Origin of the sequence: Planomonospora sp. ID91781 (genome assembly GCF_015711595.1) — a bacterium.
GTDB classification, from domain to species: domain Bacteria; phylum Actinomycetota; class Actinomycetes; order Streptosporangiales; family Streptosporangiaceae; genus Planomonospora; species Planomonospora parontospora.
In genome coordinates this window covers 2,754,504-2,771,179 of the sequence record NZ_JABTEY010000001.1, presented here as the reverse complement: position 1 = coordinate 2,771,179, position 16,676 = coordinate 2,754,504, and the positions used below count along the sequence as shown (strand labels likewise).

The following is a 16,676-nucleotide window of genomic DNA, read 5'->3' as shown; positions in this document are numbered from 1 at the left end:
GCTCGTGGAGGAGGATCCGCAAGGTTCCGCAGGACAGGCCTCAGGCGGAGGCGGCCGAGCGGCCGAGGAACCGGCGCAGGCCGTCCCGCACGCCGTCGGTGGGCACGGTGCCGGCGAAGCAGCCGGCCTCGACGGCCAGTCCTTCGTCGATCGGCAGGTTGACGCCGCGCGTGACCGCGCGCAGGCAGGCCGCCACGGCCGTCGGCGCATGCCGTACGATCCGGGCGGCCAGGTCCCGTGCGGCGTCGAGGAGGTCGTCGGCCGGTACGACGGCGTTGACCAGGCCGATGTCGGCGGCCCGCGCGGCGGGGATCGGGTCCCCGGTCAGGATCATCTCGAGGCCGCGCTTGCGGCCGACGTGGCGCGGCAGCCGCTGGGAGCCGCCGAACGGCGGGGGGAAGCCGAGGGCGATCTCCGGCTTGGCGAACGTCGCGTGCTCGGCGGCGATCGCGAGCGGGGCGGCCTCGGTGATCTCGCAGCCGCCGCCGTAGGCGAGACCGTTGACGGCGACGATCACAGGCTTCGGGAACTCCTCGATCCGCCGGGTCAGCGCGTGGCCCCGCCGGACCACCTCGCGCAGGGCACGCTCGGTCCCGCCCGCGATGCTCGCCGCGACGGACGGGATGTCCGCGCCCGCGCTGAACGCCCTGCGGCCGGCGCCGGTCACGATGACCGCGCGGGCCGAGTCGTCGGAGTCGATGCGGTCGAGTGCGGCGAGCAGCGCGTCGATCGTCGGGTAGTCGAGCGCGTTGAGTTTCCGCTCCCGATCGATGGTGATCGTGATCAGGTGGTCGTTCCGGTCGATGTGGACGGTCATGCCCGGCGCTCCGTTCGGTGAGGCGAGTCACACCGAGCCTAGGAGGCGTAATCTAGGACGATCCATTAATCGTCCTAGATACAAGGTCCGGCATGCGGCCACCTTCCTACCGGCGCATCGCCGACGAGCTCGCCGCGGCGATCCGCACCGGCGCGATCCCGGCGGGCGCCCGGCTCCCGACACACCGCGACCTCGCCCGCGAGCGCCGGATCGCCCTGGCCACGGCCACCCGGGTCTACGCCGAGCTGGCCGCGATGGGGCTGGTCACGGGAGAGCCGGGACGCGGGACGTTCGTCCGGCACCGGTCCGGCTACGACGGGCCGGAGCCGTCGCGTGCCCTGCCGGTGCCGCGGGTGGCCGACCTGTCGTTCAACCAGCCCCTGGCCCCGGACCAGGGCGACCGGTTGCGTACGGCCCTGCGGACCCTCTCCACGTCGGGCGAGGTCGAGTCGCTGCTGCGCCAGCACCCACCGGGCGGGCGCAGCGGCGACCGCGCGGTCGTGGCCGCCTACCTGATCGGCCGCGGGATCGACGTCGCGCCGGCGAACGTCCTGCTGACGGGCGGCACCCAGCAGGCGCTCGACGTCACGCTGCGGGCCCTCACCCGGCCCGGCGACGTCCTGGCCGTCGACGCGCTCAGCTACCCCGGCATCAGGCTCCTCGCCGCGGCGCAGGGCCTCGACCTCGCCCCGGTCCCGGTGACCGCGGCCGGCCCCGACCTCGCCGCCCTCGATCGGCTGTGCCGTACCCGGCCGGTCCGTGCGATCTACACGATCCCCACCGTGCACAACCCGCTCGGCTGGGTGCTCGACCGGGAGCGGCGCGCCGGCCTCGTCGCCGTCGCCCGCGCCGCCGACTGCGTGATCATCGAGGACGGCACGTACGCCTTCCTCGAGGCCGCACCGCCCCCGCCGCTCCAGGCCCTGGCCCCCGAACGCACCTGCTACGTCGCCGGCCTGTCCAAGAACGTGGCGACCGGGCTCCGGTTCGGCTTCGCCGTGGTCCCCGACCGGCACGTCCAGGCCGTCACCAGGAGCCTGCGCGCGGCGGCCTGGAGCGTGCCCGCCCTCGTCACCGCACTCGCCACCGGCTGGATCACCGACGGCACGGTCGAGGAGCTGGAGCGGGCGCGCCGCGAGGACGCCGCCGCCCGGCAGGGCATCGCCCGGGACGCGCTCGCCGGCATGGACGTCGTGGCGCATCCGGCGTCCTACATCGTGTGGCTCGGCCTGGAGCCCCACCAGCGTCCCGATCACGTCGCGGCCGTGCTCGCGGAGGAAGGGATCCTGGTGTCCACCTCCGATGCGTTCGCCACCGGCCCTCACCGTCCCCGGGCGCTCCGGCTGGCGCTGGGCACTCCGCCGCTGGACGGGCTCGCGTCCGCCCTGCACCGCCTGCGGCGGACCGTCGAGGCGATTCCGCCGTGACGCACCGGCGGGCGACGCGTGTTCCGGTCCCCCGGCGGGCGCGGTCGCGGAAGGGAATGTCTGCACAACCGTTCAAGACCGGTGCCACCGCCCTCCGCTACAACTGTTCCCGTCGGCGCCCCGCCGCGGGGTGCGGCGGAGGTGCGGGTGAATGGACGTGGGTTTCCTCGGTCTCGGGCTCATGGGCCGGCCCATGGCGCTCAATCTGGTCCGCGCGGGCACGCGCCTCGTCGTCTGGAACCGCTCCCCCGGCCGGTGCGACGTCCTGCGCGCAGCCGGCGCGGAAGTGGCGGCGAGCCCTGCCGAGGTGTTCGAACGGGCCCGCGTGGTGGTGCTGATGCTGGCGGACGAGGCTGCGATCGACGCCGTGCTGGAGCGCGGGACGCCCCGGTTCGCGGCGAAGGTCGCAGGGCACGTCGTCGTCCACATGGGAACGACCGCGCCCGGCTACTCGGCCGCGCTGGAGGCCGACGTCCGCGCCGCCGGAGGGGACTACGTCGAGGCCCCGGTCTCGGGGTCGCGCGGACCCGCCGAGGCCGGGCGGCTGGTGGCGATGCTCGCCGGCGAACCGGACGCCGTCGAGGAGGTCCGGCCGCTGCTCCGGCCGATGTGCCACGAGACGGTCGTGTGCGGCGCCGTCCCGTCGGCGTCGCTGATGAAGCTCGCGGTCAACCTGTTCCTGATCACGATGGTGACCGGCCTCGCCGAAGCCGTGCACTTCGCCGACCGGCACGACCTCGACCCGGAGGTGTTCCTGCACGTGCTCGGCTCCGGGCCGATGGCCAGCACCGTCTCCCGGACGAAGGCCGCCAAGCTCGCCGGACGCGATTTCAGCCCTCAGGCGGCGATCGCCGACGTGCTGAAGAACAACCGGCTGATCGCGGAGGCCGCCCGCGGTTCGGGGACGGCCTCGCCCCTGCTGGACGTCTGCCTGGCCCTGTTCGGTGAGACGCTCACGCTGGGGCACGGCGGATCGGACATGGCAGCCGTCATCCATGCCATCGAGGCCAGGACCTCCCGGCCGGAGGGACCGGCGGCGGAAGGAGCACGGTGACGGCCGCCCGTCCTGCGCCGCCCCGTCCCGGCTGGCGGGAGCCCGCGGGCCGGGGTCACGGCCCGGTGAGCGCCGCGGTCCACGCCCCCGGCGTCATGCCGTACGCCCGCTTGAACATCCTGGTCATGTGGCTCTGGTCGGCGAAGCCCGCCTCCAGCGCGGCCTCGCGGGGCGGCGTGCCGCCGCGCAGCAGCCGGCGCACCCGGTCCAGCTGCCGCATCGTGCGGAAGCGGGTCGGAGTGGTGCCGAACGCGGCGCGGAACTGGCGGGCGAGCGTCCACCGGTCCAGCCCCGAGATCCGCTCGAGCTCCTCGACGGAACGCCTGGTCACCGGATCTTCGGTGATCAGCTCGCGCACGCGCGACAGCTCTTCCAGCGCCAGCCCGGCCCGCCCGCCCGGGCGGGGGGCGGAGTGCCTCTCCAGCAGGTCCGCGACCAGCAGCGCCACGTCGAGCCTCTCGAGGTCGTCGAGTGGCTCGTCGATGCGCCGCAGGCACGCCGACAGCGGCGGGCGCACGTCGCGACGCCGCACGACCGGGTCGGCGACGAACGGCAGCGGCCGCCCGCCCAGCGCCTGCTGCACGAGGAACGGGTCGACGTAGAGGACCCGGTAGCCGAAGCCCTCGTCCGTGCCCGGCATGCCGTCGTGCACCTCGTCGGGGTGCAGGACGTGCCAGTCGCCGGGCAGGCAGTGCCGCAGCTCGCCCCGGTAGCGGAACGTCTGCACGCCCGCCAGGGTCACCCCGATCGCGTAGGTGTCGTGCCGGTGCGGCGCGAACCCCTCGCCGATCAGCGACGCCTCCAGACGCTCGATCCCCGCGGCGCCGGAACCGAACCTCAGCCGGTGACCGCCCGTCCTCCCGGCCAGGTGGCGCCGCAGCCCGTCGTGCCCGCCCGCCTCACCGCCGTCGCCGCGCAAACGCCCCATCCGCTCAGGCTACGACGCCGGAGCGCTCACCGCCGGGGCGGGCTCCGCGGGTTCCACCGCGCCGGCCGGCTCCACCCGCCCCCGGACCGCCTGGAGGCCGACCAGGTCGTCCGGGAGCGCGTCCGGCATGTCGGCGTCGAACCGGGACAGGGTCCGGGTCCGCATGGCGACCAGCGCGGTGACCGCGATCGCGACCGCGAACAGGACGTACATCAGGCCGATGCCGCGGCCCTCCCCGGTGCCGATGACCGCGCCGACGGTGCCGGCCAGCGGGCCGCCGGGCAGCAGCAGCGGTTCGAACAGGGCGGTGCCGTACGGCGCGACCAGGCCGAAGCCGATCGGCAGCGTGGACCAGGCGACGAGCTGGTTGAGCGCCATGACCCGGCCGTGGAACCGCTGCGGCACCTTGACCTGGACGATCGTGGCGTAGACGCCGTTGAGCACGGTCAGCCAGAACGACATGCCGAACGCGCCCACCGCGATGACCACCAGGTCCTCCCGCACACCGGTGAGCAGGCAGAAGGCGCCGAGGGCGAGGGTGGCCAGCAGGACGCCGCGCATCCGCAGGCGGCGCGGGCCGCCCCACACCGTCATCACCAGGCCGCCGAGCAGCACGCCCAGCCCGCCGCAGAACGCGACGCGCCCCACGTCGTCGAGGGTGGCGAAGCCCAGCACGAGCGGTGAGACGAGCAGGAACAGCGGGGACAGGAAGACGTTCAGCACCACGAAGAAGAGGAGCATCCCGCGGAACCACGGGTTCCCCCAGGAGAAGCGCCAGCCCTCGACCATCTCGGCGGTCAGCGACTCGCGGCGCCGCCACGCCATCGTCTTCGGGAAGCGGACCAGGAGCAGGACCGTGATCGCGAACACGTAGGAGACGACGTCCACGACGAGGATGCCCTCCAGGCCGATCACCGCCATCAGCCCGACCGCGACCAGCGGGACGACGAGCTGCGCCGTACCGGTGACCATCTGGACCACGCCGTTGGCGTGGCCGAGGAAGCGCTTGGGGACGAGTTGCGGGATGGCCGAGTTGTAGGCCAGCCGCTGGAAGGCGAGCGCGACGGAGAGCACCGCCAGCAGCGGGTAGACGTGCCATATCTGCAGGTTGCCGGTCCACAGCAGCACACCGAGGGCGAGCTGCGTGCCGAACGCGCCGACGTCCCCGGCGAGCATGACGCGCCGCCGGTCGTGGCGGTCGACGAGCGCGCCCGCGAGCGGGGAGACCAGCATGCCGGGCAGCAGCGCCAGGACCGAGAAGAGCGCGAAGTCCACGAGCGACCCGGTGGTGACGTAGATCCACAGCGGGACCGCGAACTCGGTCAGCGAGGACCCGATGATCGACACGAGCTGCCCGGCGGCCACCGCGCCGAACCGCTTCATGCTCGGCGCCGGTCCGGTGGGAGCCCCGGCTCCGCCCCGGCCCGCGTCCGGCCGGGACTCGCCTCCCGGCCGGACCGGCGCACCCGGCGGATCCGACGGGCCCGTCGGATCCGACGAGCCCACGCCGTCCGAGGCGGCCGGGGAAACCGAGGTGACCGGTTCCTCCGGGACGACCGGGGACCGCAGGGAGACGCCCTCCAGCCACCAGGTCGACCGGTCGGTACGGCCCAGCGCCGCGGTGTCGCCGGAGGCGACCGCCGGGTGGACGGCGGTGACGATGGCGGCCAGCTCCCCGGCGCGGTACTTCAGGTAGAAGTGCCCCGCCTCGTCGAGGACGACCAGCGCGGCGGAGCCGGACAGCAGGTGCCACTCGGGGTAGCGCTCCTGGTAGAACTCCGTCGCCGGGTCGCGTTCGCCCACGACGGAGACGATCGGCGCCCGGAGCGGCTCGACGCCCTCGGCGAGCAGCCGGGTGAAGTAGCGCTCGGTCTCCCGGGTGCCCTCCCGCCGGTTGTCGATGATCATTTTGAGCTCTTCGCGGCTGAGCTCGTCGACGTCGAGCCCGGCGGCCCGCAGCGCGTTGGCCCACGCCTGGTCGCTGCGGAACCGGTCGGCCAGGTCGGCGATCCGGCCCAGCAGGGAGGAGGGCCGGGCGAAGGGGAAGATCCCGCCCAGGTAGACGGCCTCGACGGACCGCCCCGCGGCCTCCAGCCGCCGGGCGATCTCCACGGTGAGCATGACGCCGAGCCCGCAGTGGCCGTACAGCACGACCGGGCCGCGGATCCCGGCGAGGATCTCCGCCGCGCAGCCCTCGGCCACCTCGGCGACCGGCCTGGTCTCCTCGGCGAGCCCCAGCTCCTGACCCGGGACGGCCGCCGCGTGCAGCGCCCAGTCCTGCGGCAGCGCGTCGGCCAGCGGCTGGTAGACGGCCGCGCTCCCGCCGTTGTACGGCACGCAGACCAGCGTCGTGGTGGCGTTCCTGGCCGGGGTGAGGCGGTGCAGGAGGGCCCGCGGCCCGCCGGCGGCGGTCTCGGCGAGCCCGGCCAGCCCGCGGACGGTCCGGTGCTTGAACAGGTCGAGGATGCCGATGCGGCGTCCGCCGTCGGGCAGGACCCGGCGCAGGCGGGCGACCACCTGGGCGGCGAGCAGCGAGTGCCCGCCCAGGTCGAAGAAGTCGTCCAGCGCGCCGACCCGGGTCAGCCCCAGGACCTCGGCCCACACCTGCGCGATGCCCTCCTCCAGCGGGGTCTGCGGCGGCGTGAATCCGCCCTCCTGGTCCGGGCGCTCGTCGCCGGGATCGGGGAGCAGGGCCCGGTCGACCTTGCCGTGCGACTTCAGCGGCAGCTCGTCCAGCCAGACGAAGCGCCCCGGGACCATGTACTCGGGGAGGCGGTCGGCGAGCCGGGCGCGCAGCTCCCCGACGGGGGTCCGCTCCCCGACGAGATAGCCGACCAGCCGGTCTGCGCGCAGCTCCACGACGGCCTGCTCGATCCCCTCCAGGCCGGTGAGGACGGATTCGATCTCCGGCAGCTCCACGCGGTAGCCGCGGACCTTGACCTGCAGGTCGCGGCGGCCCAGGAAGCACAGCTCCCCCGTGGGCAGCCAGCGGCCGAGGTCGCCGGTGCGGTACATGCGGGCGCCGGGCGCGCCGTACGGGTCGGGCAGGAAGCGGTCGGCGGTCAGGCCCGGCTGCCCGAGGTAGCCGCGGGCCAGGCGGTCGCCGCCGATGTGGATCTCCCCGGTCATGCCGGGCGGGACCGGCCGCAGGTGCTCGTCCAGCACGTACAGCCGGACGCCGGGCAGCGGCCCGCCGACCGGCAGGGTCAGCGCGGTCCCTGAGGTCGTCCCCGAGGCGGTCCCGGAAGCGGCGGCGACGGCGTACGTGGCCACGCCGACGGTGGCCTCGGTGGGCCCGTAGTGGTTGGCCACCTCGGTGTGCCCGGCCAGCTCCCTGGCCCACGACCAGGTGGAGGCCTCGCCGCCGAGGATGAGCAGCCTGCGCGGGAGCAGCTCGCGGGGGTCGGCTCCGGCGAGCAGGGAGGCGAGGTGGGAGGGGGTCATCTTCAGGTAGTCGGTACGGCCCAGCGTCCCGGCGAGCTCCTCGACCGGGGCCTGCGGGTCGAGCAGGTGCAGTTCTCCCCCGGTGAGCAGCGACAGGTAGAAGACCGTCACGCCGAAGTCGAAGGAGAGCGACTGGAGCAGGGTGAAGACCGACCCGGGCTCGACGGCGAAGCGCTCCCGGACCCCGGCCAGGTAGTTCAGCACCTGCCGGTGCTGCACCCCGACGCCCTTGGGCCGCCCGGTGGTGCCCGAGGTGTAGATCACGTAGGCCAGGTGGTCGGGGGTGGTGCCGGGAGCGTCGAACGCGGTCTCCGTCAGCTCCTCGGCGTCCAGGCAGACCACCGGGTGGCCGTCCGGGACCAGGCCGCGCCCGGCCGAGGAGGTCAGGACGGCGACCGCCCCGGAGTCGGCGAGCATGTGGGCCAGCCGGTCGCGCGGCTGCTTGGGGTCGAGCGGGACGTAGGCGCCGCCCGCGGCCAGCACGCCGAGGACGGCGGCGGCCAGGTCGGTGGAGCGGTCGAGCAGGACGCCCACCCGGACGTCGGGGCCGACGCCGTACCGCCCGCGCAGCAGCGCGGCGATCGCCCTCGACCGGTGGTCCAGCTCTGCGTAGGTGAGGGAGCCGGGGGCGTCCCCGCCCGGCGGGGCCCCGCCCGGGGAACCGTCCGGAGTGCCGCCGCCGGCCGGTGCGCTGCCGGCGGCCGGTGCGCAGACCACGGCGGTCGCGTCCGGGGTCAGCGCGGCCTGCGCGGCCACGATGTCGCCGAGCAGGCGGTGGCCGGCCGGCTCCGGGTCCGCGGCCGACCCGAAGCCCAGCACGAGGTCCCGCTCGGCGTCCGAGAGCAGCGACAGCTCCCCCACCGGGGTGTCCGGGGCCGCGACGATCGAGCGCAGCAGCGTCTCGAACCGGGCGGCCAGCCGTTCCACGGTCTCCGCGTCGAACAGCGCGGTGCTGTAGGTGAAGTGCCCGGCCAGCCCCTCGGGGGTCTCGAACAGGTACAGCGCCAGGTCGTGGCGGGTGGTCCTGACCGGCGGGGACAGGTAGGACAGCCGCGGGTCGTCCACTCCGTCGGCGTAGTTCTGCAGGGCGAAGGCGACCTGGGCCAGCGGGGCGCGGCTGACGTCGCGCTCCACGTTCAGCTCGGTGACCAGGCGGTCGAACGGCAGCTCGGCGTGGGCGAACGCGTCCAGCGCACGCTCCCTGACGCGGCCCAGGAACGCGGTGAACGGCGGGTCGCCGTCCAGGTCCGCGCGGAGCACCAGCGTGTTGACGAACATGCCGACGACGCCCTCCAGCTCGGGCAGGCTCCGCCCGGCCACCGGGGAGCCGACCCCGAAGTCCGTCTGCCCCGAGTGGCGGGCCAGCAGCACCTGGAAGGCCGCCAGCAGCGTCATGTACGGCGTCGCGTTCGCCTCCCGGCCCACGTCGGCGAGGCGGCGGGTGAGCTCGGCGTCGATCCGGACGGCGAGCGAGGCGCCGTCGTGGCCCTGCTCGGCCGGGCGCGGCCGGTCGGTCGGCAGGTCGAGCGCGGGCAGCCCGGCCAGCCGCTCGCGCCAGTGGTCGGTCTCGCGGCGCAGGTCCCGCCCGCGCTGCCAGACGGCGTAGTCGCCGTAGCCGACCGGCGGGGGCGGGAGGGCCTCGCCGTCGTACAGGGCGAGCAGTTCCCGGAGGACGATGTCGTAGGACCAGCCGTCGACGACCGCGTGGTGCGCGGCCACCAGCAGCACGTGGTCGTCCGGGGCGATCCGGGCCAGGACCGCGCGGAGCAGCGGGCCGCGCTCCAGATCGAACGGCACGGCCAGCTCGGCGTCGAACAGCTCCAGCGCCGCGTCCTGGTCCGCGACCTCGGCGACGTCCAGCCGGACCGGGCCGGGGTCGTCGATCACCAGCTCGGGAACGCCGTCCTCGGTGGTGGGGAAGCGCATCCGCAGCGCCTCGTGGCGGGCGGCGACCGCTGCCAGGGCCCGGCGCAGGGCCGCTTCGTCCAGCGTGCAGCGCAGCCGCACCACGGCGGGGACGGTGTAGGCGGTCAGGCCCGGCCGGTACTGCTCCAGGAACCACAGGCGCTCCTGGGCGTGGGAGAGCGGCGGGACCGTGCCGGGCGGGCGCGGGACGACGGCGCGGGTCTCCTCCCGCCGCCGCAGCCGCCGGGCGAGCAGCGCCCGCTTGGCGTCCGACAGTTCCGGCGGCACGGACGACGCGGACGGGACAGGCGGCGCGGCGGGCACAGGCGGTGCCGGGGCCGGTACGGCCTGCACGGACGGAGCCGGTACGGCCTGGGCGGACGGCGTCGGGGCCGATGCGGCCGGCGTGGTCGAGGTGGTCTCGGTCATTCGATCTCCCGGCGGAGGGCGGCCAGGAACAGTGCGGCGTCCCGGCCGTTGACGAGGCGGTGGTCATAGGCCAGGCCGATGTCGGCGACGGTCCGCACCGTCACCGAGCCGTCGGCGGCCAGGACGGTCTCCGGCCGCGGGGAGGTCACCGCGAGGGCGGCGGACGTGCCGGGCAGGACGATCGGGACGGCGAGGACCACGTCGGCGTCGGTGTGCAGGGTGACCGTGATGTTCGCCCCGGTCAGATCCTGCTCCCGGAAGCCGCCGGACGCGGCGGCCAGCCGGTGGCGCATCAGCGTGGCGGCGATCTCCCGCAGGGAGCCGGTCTCGCGGACGACCGGCACGTACAGGCCCTCGCCCAGGTCGAAGGTGACCCCGACGCGGGGGGCGGCGGAGAGCCGGACCACCGGCCCCGCCGGGCCGGGCGGGCCTCCGGCCGCGCCTCCGGCGGCGTTCTCGGCCGTGTCGTCCACCGAGGCGAACAGCAGCGGGAACCTCCCGTGCAGCCCGGCCACCGCCTGCACGAACAGCTCGGGCAGCCCGACCGGCCTGCGCACCTCGCGGGTGAGCGCGCCCGCCCGCTCCAGCGCCCGGCCGACGTCGAAGCGCATCACGGTGTACGCGGCCGGGACCGTCCGGTGGGAGAGGGTGACGGCGCGCGCCACGGCCCGCTGCACCTTCGACAGCTCGTGCCGCCCGGCCGCGTCGTCCTCCCCGCCGGGGCGCGCGGGGCCCGGGACGTTCCCGTCCCCGGTAGCACGCGCGTCCCCGGTGTCCTTCCCCTCCGCGCGATCACGGGCGTCCCCGGTGTCCTTCCCGTCCCCGGGAGCACGCGTACCGGCGAGGCGTTCGACGTCCGCCCGGCGGACCAGGGGCAGTCCCAGCGCCAGCACCTGTTCCTCGGGGACGCCCAGTTCCTCCATGGCGGCCCGGGCCGGGCCGGTGATCAGGGAGGCGGCGGCCGTACCCGGCGGCCCGTCCCCGGCCGGAGAGCCCGCGGACGCCCCGACCGCGACACCGGCCGCCCCCGGCACGGCGGGGGTCTCCGCGGTCCCGGCGGACGGCGCAGACGGGGATCCAGTGGTCCCGGCCGGATCCCCGGAGACGACGCGGGCCAGCACGGCGCCCGGGGCGACCCAGGCGTCCTTGGCCGCGACGTGGACCAGCCGCCCGGAGACGGCCGCCTCGATCTCGTCGGCGGCCTTGGAGGTCTCCAGCACCGCCACCGCCTCACCGGCGCGCACCGGCTCGCCGTCGCCGACGAGCCACTCCACGACCAGGTACTCGGTGTCCTGGTTGTTCAGCTTGGGGACGAGGACGTCAGCCACGCAGGGCCTCCCGTACGGCGCGGTGGATCGCGGACTCGCTGAGCAGGACCTCCCGCTCCAGGTGGGCGGCGGTGGGGATCACCGAGGCCCGGGAGCAGACCAGCCGGACGGGTCCCCGCAGCCGGTCCCAGACGCGCTGGTGCACCAGGTGGGCCACCTCGCTCCCCCAGGTGCCGCCGGCGGTGCCCTCCTCGGCGACCAGCACGACCCCGCCGAGGTGCGGCAGCAGCGCCTCGACGTCCAGCGGGTACAGCCGGGACGGCACCAGCAGCCGGCAGGAGACCTCCTCCTCCAGCAGCAGCGACCGCATCGCCCCCAGCGCCCGGTGCGCCGTCCCGCCCGGCGCGACGATCACGCAGTCGGGGCGGGCGGCGAGTTCGGGCACGTCCGGGTCCACCACGGCCAGGTCGCCGTCGCGGCGCACCCGGAACAGCGGGTCGGCCAGGCCCGTCGGGCGGGTGTAGAGGATCTTGTCCTCGAAGAACAGGCACGGTTCGCCCCGGTCCACCATGGCCGCGAGCACCTCGCGGTTGTCGTGGAAGGGCGACATCTCGTACAGCGCCAGGCCCGGCATGCCGACGAAGTGCTTCTGCAGGCTCTGGCTGTGCGTGGGGCCGTAGCCCCGGCCGCCGCCGGTGGGGCAGCGCACCACCATCCGCAGCGGCAGGCGCGAGCCGTACATCGACACCGACTTGGCGGCGAAGTTGCACAGCTGGTCGAAGGCGAGCGCGGCGAAGTCGCCGAACATGATCTCGGCCACCGCGGTGTTGCCGGTCAGCGCGAGCCCGGCCGCGACGCCGGTGAGCGCGCCCTCGCTGATCGGGGTGGTGATCACCCTGCCGGGGAAGCGGGTGGACAGCCCTTTGGTGATCTTGAAGGCGCCGCCGTACGGGTCGAGGACGTCCTCGCCCAGCACGTACGCCGCGGGATCGTCGGCGAGCAGCCCGTGCAGGGCGGCGTTGAGGTTCTCGGCTACGCGCACGGCGACCACCCCGCGATGCGGGGACTCCCCGCTGTACGGCACGGCGACCGCCTCGCGCCGCCGGGGTTCCGCGTCACTCGCACGGCGACCACCTCGACGGCGGCCGGGCGGAGACCTCCGCGACGACGCCTTCGACCAGCGCCCTGGCGCGGGCGTCGAGCGGGTGGAAGTGGTCGGGGTGGTCGTGGGCGTAGCGGTCGTACCAGTCGTGCTCCCGGGCCGCGCGGACCGCCTCGGGCGGGCGGGTGTCGTCGCCCTTGCTGTGCGGGCCGAGCCGGTGGGTGCGGAACTCCACCACCAGCGGCCGGCCGCGCCGCACCCCGGCGACCAGCGGCTCCAGGGCGGGGCGGATCTCGTTGACGTCGGCGGAGACGACCAGGTGGTGGCCGATCCCGAACGCCGCGGCCCGCCCGGCGATGGTCCCGGCGAGCTGCGCGCCGGTGGGCGTGGACTGGGCGATGCCGTTGTTCTCCACCACCACCAGCAGCGGGAGGTCCCAGAGCGAGGCCAGGTTCAGCGCCTCGTAGACCGCGCCCTCGCCCCAGGTGCCGTCGCCGATGTGGACGCAGGCCAGCGTCCCCGGCTCGGTGCGCCGCAGGTGCAGGGCCACCCCGGCGGCGACCGGCAGGCTCTCCCCCTGCACGCCCGTGGACAGGTAGCGGTCGCGGTGCAGGTGCTGGCTGCCGCCCACGCCGCCGCAGACCGCGCCCTCCCTGCCCATGATCTCCGCCAGCAGCCCGTGCGCGTCGCCGAACCGGGCCAGGTAGTGGCCGTGGCCGCGGTGGTTGCTGAACACGAAGTCGCCGGGTCCCAGCAGGGGGCGCAGCGCCACCGGCACGTACTCCTGGCCCAGGCAGGTGTGGGTGGTGCCGTTCAGCTCGCCGGCGCCGTACAGCCGGAGCAGCTCCAGCTCGAAGTGCCGGATCAGCAGGAGCAGCGCGAGGTCGTCGTCGGCCAGCCGGGAGAGCCGCGCCGGGCTCGTCGCCGGGGCGGGGGCGAGGGTCTCAGTCATCGGTCCCGGTCATCGGTCTCGGTCGCCGCCGAGGATCGCGACGATCCCGGCGATGGTGGGGTTGTCGAAGAAGTCGTCCAGCTCGACGTCGACGCCGAGGCGCTTGCGCATCCGGACGATGATCTGCGTGATGGTCAGGGAGTGCCCGCCGAGGTCGAAGACGTCGTCGTGGTCGTCGATCGGCGATATGCCCAGGACCTCCTCCCAGATCTCCCGGATCTGCTCGTTGAAGGTGGTGACGGAAGCCATCTCGTTCTCCAGGTGGTCGTACGGCGCCCCGCCGGCGGGGCGCGGGGGTCAGCGGCGGGCGTTCAGCGGGGGGCCGCCAGGTCGCGCAGGCGCAGGCCGGGGTCGCGGCCGGCCCGTTCCAGCAGCAGGCGCAGGTCGTCGGCGACCGGGCGGGCCTCCGGCAGCTCTGCGGGGTCGTGGCGCAGGGCGACGGTCAGGCCGTCCGGCCCGTCCGCGCACTGCAGGTGGAGCGCCCCCCGGACGGAGCCGTTGGGGACCGTCCGGTCCACCGCGCAGTCCAGGCCGGTGAAGACCGGGTCCGGGAGGGTCCGGGCGCGGTAGCTGACCGAGACGGGCGCCAGCGCGGCGTGCGGCCGCAGGCGGGGCAGGGCCCGGCTCAGCGGGACCCGGCGGAACCGGTAGACCTCCCGCAGCCCGGCGCGCAGCCTCGCGGCGAACCCGCCGAAGGTCTCCTCCGGCCCCGGCCGCGAGGCGACCGGCAGTTCGTTGACGAACACGCCGACGTGCCCGGCGGCCTCGGCGGGCCGGGTGGACAGGTCGACCGCAGTGGTGACGCCGTCGTTGCCGTACCCGGCCAGCAGGGTGTGCAGCGCGGCGAGCAGCGTCTCGAACCGGGTCAGCCCGGCGACGGGCGCGAGGTCCGCGCGGAAGCGGAGCGTACGGCCCGCGGCCGCCCGCCGGGAGCGCAGCGCCCGGCCGCGCACCACCGTCTCACCGGGCTCGCGCCAGTGCCCGGCCCAGAATTCCCGGGCGGCCGGCAGCTCCGCGGCGACCCGTTCGCGTTCGGCCCGGCCGTGGTCGAGCGCGGACGGCGGCGCGGGGCGCCCGCCGTTGTACAGCGCGGCGAGATCGGCCACCAGGATGTCCTTGGAGTGCCCGTCGAAGACCAGGTGGTGGGCGACGAACGCCAGGGTGTGCCGTCCGGGGCCGGTCCGGTACAGGGTGAAACGGGCCAGCGGCCCGCCGTCCACGTCGAACGGGGCGAAGACCTCCTCGCGTACGGCCCCGGGCCAGTCGTCCGGGTCCCCTTCGATCGGCCCGTCCGCGGGCCGGCGCCGTACCGGCACCGGGGCGCCGGGGACGAGCCGGAGCCCGCCGCCCGTCTCGGCCACGACGGAGCCCAGCGCCGGGTGCCGCTCCACGACCGCGGCGCAGGCCGCCGTGAGGGCGTCCGCGTCCAGGTCGCCGCGGAGGTGGACGAGGAGCGGCATGTGGTAGGCCGTGCCCGCCCCCGTGGTCTGCTCGGTCACCCACATGCCCTGCTGGAGGAGGGTGGCCTCGGCTCCCCGCGGTGCGGTCCGGGGCGGCGGGTCCGGCCGGGCGGCGCTCACGCGGGGGCCCGTTCCGCGAACCCCAGGCTCTCGCGCAGCGCCCGCTTGTCGACCTTGCCGCCCGCGTTGCGCGGCAGCGCGGCGACCTCGGCCACGTGGGCGGGCAGTTCCTGCGGTGCGAGCCGGTCGGCGAGGAAGAGGCGCAGCTCTCCGGCGGTCAGGGGCTCGCGAACCACCACGGCGACGGCGACGACGGTTCCCAGGACCGGGTGCGGCACCCCGAACGCGGCCGCCTCGACCACGGCCGGGTGTCCGAACACGGCCTCCTCGACATGGATCGTGGAGACCTTGTAGGCGCCGGACTTCACCACGTCGCCCTCCCGGTCGACGAGGTAGAGGTAGCCGTCCGGGTCCAGGCGCCCGAGGTCGCCCATCCGGATCCAGCCGTCGCGGAAGGTCCCGCTGCCCGGGTCCCCGTAGTAGGAGCGCGGGGCCGCCGCGGAGCGCATCCACACCTCGCCGGTCTCGCCCTGCGGGAGCGGCTCCCCGTCCGGGGTGGCGATCCTGACCCGTCCCCCGGCCACCGCCCGGCCCACGCTGCCGGGCCGCTCCGGGTCGAACATCATGATCGTCTGCGCCGGGGCCGCCTCGGTGGAGGTGTAGTAGTTGGTGATCGCCGCCCTGGGGAAGGCCCGGGTCAGCGCCTCGGCGACCGCCGCGGGCAGCGGTGCGGCGGCGGAGCCGAGCAGCAGCACGCTGGACAGGTCGTACCGCTCCGCGACGCCCGCGTTGAGCAGCTCGATCGCCATCGCCGGGACGAGGAAGACCGTCCCGGCCCGGTACTCCTCGATCAGCGCGGCGAAGCGGGCGGGGGTGAAGCGGGGCGGGGTCACCACGGCGGGGCAGGCGTCCAGCGCGTTGACCAGCATGGTCTGGCCGGCGTTGGTACCGATCGGGAAGGCGTGCACCAGGTGGCGGGAGTGCGCGAACGGACGGCGTCTCGCGCCGCAGCCGTACGCCAGGTTGGCGTGGGTGGCCGAGACGCCCTTGGGCCGGCCGGTGGTGCCCGAGGTGTAGAGGATCTGCGCGAGGTCGCCGGGCTCGGGCTCGGGGAGTCGGCCGCGGGCCCGCGCGGGACCTGTGAGCGCGGAACCCGGCGGCCCGGGGAGCGCCGGGACGGGACCGCCGGAGGCGGAGTCCGCCGACTCGTGGGATGTCTGCGCGCGCAGGCCGTCCAGTGTCACGGTCCAGCGGCCGTCGCCGGGGACCTCGGCCCCCTCCGCGTGGACCACCCCGGCCGCGCCGCAGTGCCCGAGCATGAAGCGCAGGTCGGCGGCGGCGGACCGGTCGGACAGCGGCACGGCCGCGGCCCCGGCCTTGAGCACGCCGAAGAACGCCACGGCGTAGTCGGCCCAGTCGGCGTTCCCGAAGACCAGCCCCACCCGGTCGCCGCGGGCCACGCCGCGCTCCACCAGGCCGTTCGCGACGGCGGTGGACCGTTCGTGCCACTGCCCGTAGGTCAGCGGCGCCGAGCCCTGGACGATCAGCGCGACCCCGTCGGGGTCGGCCAGCGCCCGGTCTCCGAGCAGCTGGGTGACGGTCAGGTTCACCATGTGAACCTCCCCATAAAGGTCGGATGTATGTGACCCAGATGCGCGCCAACGTCGCGGTCACAACAGAAAAGAATCTTTACTATTTAAATCCGGGCGACAGTCTTACATGATCGGGAGGAGCGCACAAGACCCCATCTCCGGAGCACTCGCGGAACCGCGAACCCTTGCCCCGGCGGGTCTTGCGGACCCGGAACGGAGGTGTAAAACTGGCGAGCCA

11 protein-coding genes are annotated in these 16,676 nt (G+C 75.1%); 2 read left to right on the top strand and 9 right to left on the bottom strand.

Annotated features, from left to right (window positions below; all coding sequences use genetic code 11):
* Positions 1-40: 40 nt before the first annotated feature.
* On the bottom strand, positions 41-817 hold the full coding sequence (locus tag HS048_RS12595; RefSeq protein ID WP_196467043.1) for an enoyl-CoA hydratase-related protein: 777 nt from the start codon (positions 815-817) through the stop codon (positions 41-43).
* 92 nt (positions 818-909) lie between these two features.
* On the opposite strand from HS048_RS12595, the gene HS048_RS12590 reads away from it, so the two are divergent.
* Together HS048_RS12590 and HS048_RS12585 are read left to right on the top strand one after the other, a co-directional pair.
* On the top strand, positions 910-2,244 hold the full coding sequence (locus HS048_RS12590; protein ID WP_068896934.1) for a PLP-dependent aminotransferase family protein: 1,335 nt from the start codon (positions 910-912) through the stop codon (positions 2,242-2,244).
* Between the two features lie 151 nt (positions 2,245-2,395).
* A complete protein-coding gene (locus tag HS048_RS12585; RefSeq protein WP_196467042.1) occupies positions 2,396-3,298 on the top strand; it encodes an NAD(P)-dependent oxidoreductase in 903 nt (300 codons plus the stop codon).
* 55 nt (positions 3,299-3,353) lie between these two features.
* On the opposite strand, the gene HS048_RS12580 is transcribed toward HS048_RS12585, so the two are convergent.
* The 8 genes from HS048_RS12580 to HS048_RS12545 form a co-directional block, all read right to left on the bottom strand.
* Positions 3,354-4,226 (bottom strand): AraC family transcriptional regulator, encoded by an 873-nt coding sequence (locus tag HS048_RS12580; protein ID WP_196467041.1) that lies wholly within the window; start codon positions 4,224-4,226, stop codon positions 3,354-3,356.
* Between the two features lie 9 nt (positions 4,227-4,235).
* Entirely contained in the window at positions 4,236-10,004 is a 5,769-nt protein-coding gene (locus HS048_RS12575) for a non-ribosomal peptide synthetase/MFS transporter (protein WP_196467040.1), read from the bottom strand.
* Complete coding sequence (locus tag HS048_RS12570) at positions 10,001-11,332, bottom strand: 2-oxo acid dehydrogenase subunit E2 (RefSeq protein ID WP_196467039.1); 1,332 nt, start codon at positions 11,330-11,332, stop codon at positions 10,001-10,003. The genes HS048_RS12575 and HS048_RS12570 overlap by 4 nt, the downstream gene beginning before the upstream one ends.
* A complete protein-coding gene (locus HS048_RS38830; RefSeq protein ID WP_068897102.1) occupies positions 11,325-12,314 on the bottom strand; it encodes an alpha-ketoacid dehydrogenase subunit beta in 990 nt (329 codons plus the stop codon). Before HS048_RS38830 ends, HS048_RS12570 begins: the two co-directional genes overlap by 8 nt.
* A 73-nt stretch (positions 12,315-12,387) precedes the next feature.
* Positions 12,388-13,326 carry a thiamine pyrophosphate-dependent dehydrogenase E1 component subunit alpha gene (locus tag HS048_RS12560; RefSeq protein WP_196467038.1) on the bottom strand — a complete coding sequence of 313 codons (939 nt, stop codon included), beginning with the start codon at positions 13,324-13,326 and terminating at the stop codon, positions 12,388-12,390.
* A gap of 9 nt (positions 13,327-13,335) precedes the next feature.
* A complete protein-coding gene (locus tag HS048_RS12555) occupies positions 13,336-13,575 on the bottom strand; it encodes a phosphopantetheine-binding protein (protein WP_196467037.1) in 240 nt (79 codons plus the stop codon).
* A 62-nt stretch (positions 13,576-13,637) separates the two neighbouring features.
* The gene (locus tag HS048_RS12550) at positions 13,638-14,906 is read right to left on the bottom strand and encodes a condensation domain-containing protein (protein ID WP_196467036.1); all 1,269 of its coding nucleotides are present in this window, start codon (positions 14,904-14,906) and stop codon (positions 13,638-13,640) included.
* On the bottom strand, positions 14,903-16,459 hold the full coding sequence (locus HS048_RS12545) for a class I adenylate-forming enzyme family protein (protein WP_068896940.1): 1,557 nt from the start codon (positions 16,457-16,459) through the stop codon (positions 14,903-14,905). Before HS048_RS12545 ends, HS048_RS12550 begins: the two co-directional genes overlap by 4 nt.
* Positions 16,460-16,676: the final 217 nt, after the last annotated feature.

Coding starts and splice junctions, on each gene's coding strand:
- HS048_RS12560 (WP_196467038.1), bottom strand. CDS start 13,326: ATGACTGAGACCCTCGCCCCCGCCCCGGCGACGAGCCCGGCGCGGCTC.
- HS048_RS12590 (WP_068896934.1), top strand. CDS start 910: ATGCGGCCACCTTCCTACCGGCGCATCGCCGACGAGCTCGCCGCGGCG.
- HS048_RS12555 (WP_196467037.1), bottom strand. CDS start 13,575: ATGGCTTCCGTCACCACCTTCAACGAGCAGATCCGGGAGATCTGGGAG.
- HS048_RS12575 (WP_196467040.1), bottom strand. CDS start 10,004: ATGACCGAGACCACCTCGACCACGCCGGCCGCATCGGCCCCGACGCCG.
- HS048_RS12585 (WP_196467042.1), top strand. CDS start 2,396: ATGGACGTGGGTTTCCTCGGTCTCGGGCTCATGGGCCGGCCCATGGCG.
- HS048_RS12545 (WP_068896940.1), bottom strand. CDS start 16,459: ATGGTGAACCTGACCGTCACCCAGCTGCTCGGAGACCGGGCGCTGGCC.
- HS048_RS12580 (WP_196467041.1), bottom strand. CDS start 4,226: ATGGGGCGTTTGCGCGGCGACGGCGGTGAGGCGGGCGGGCACGACGGG.
- HS048_RS12595 (WP_196467043.1), bottom strand. CDS start 817: ATGACCGTCCACATCGACCGGAACGACCACCTGATCACGATCACCATC.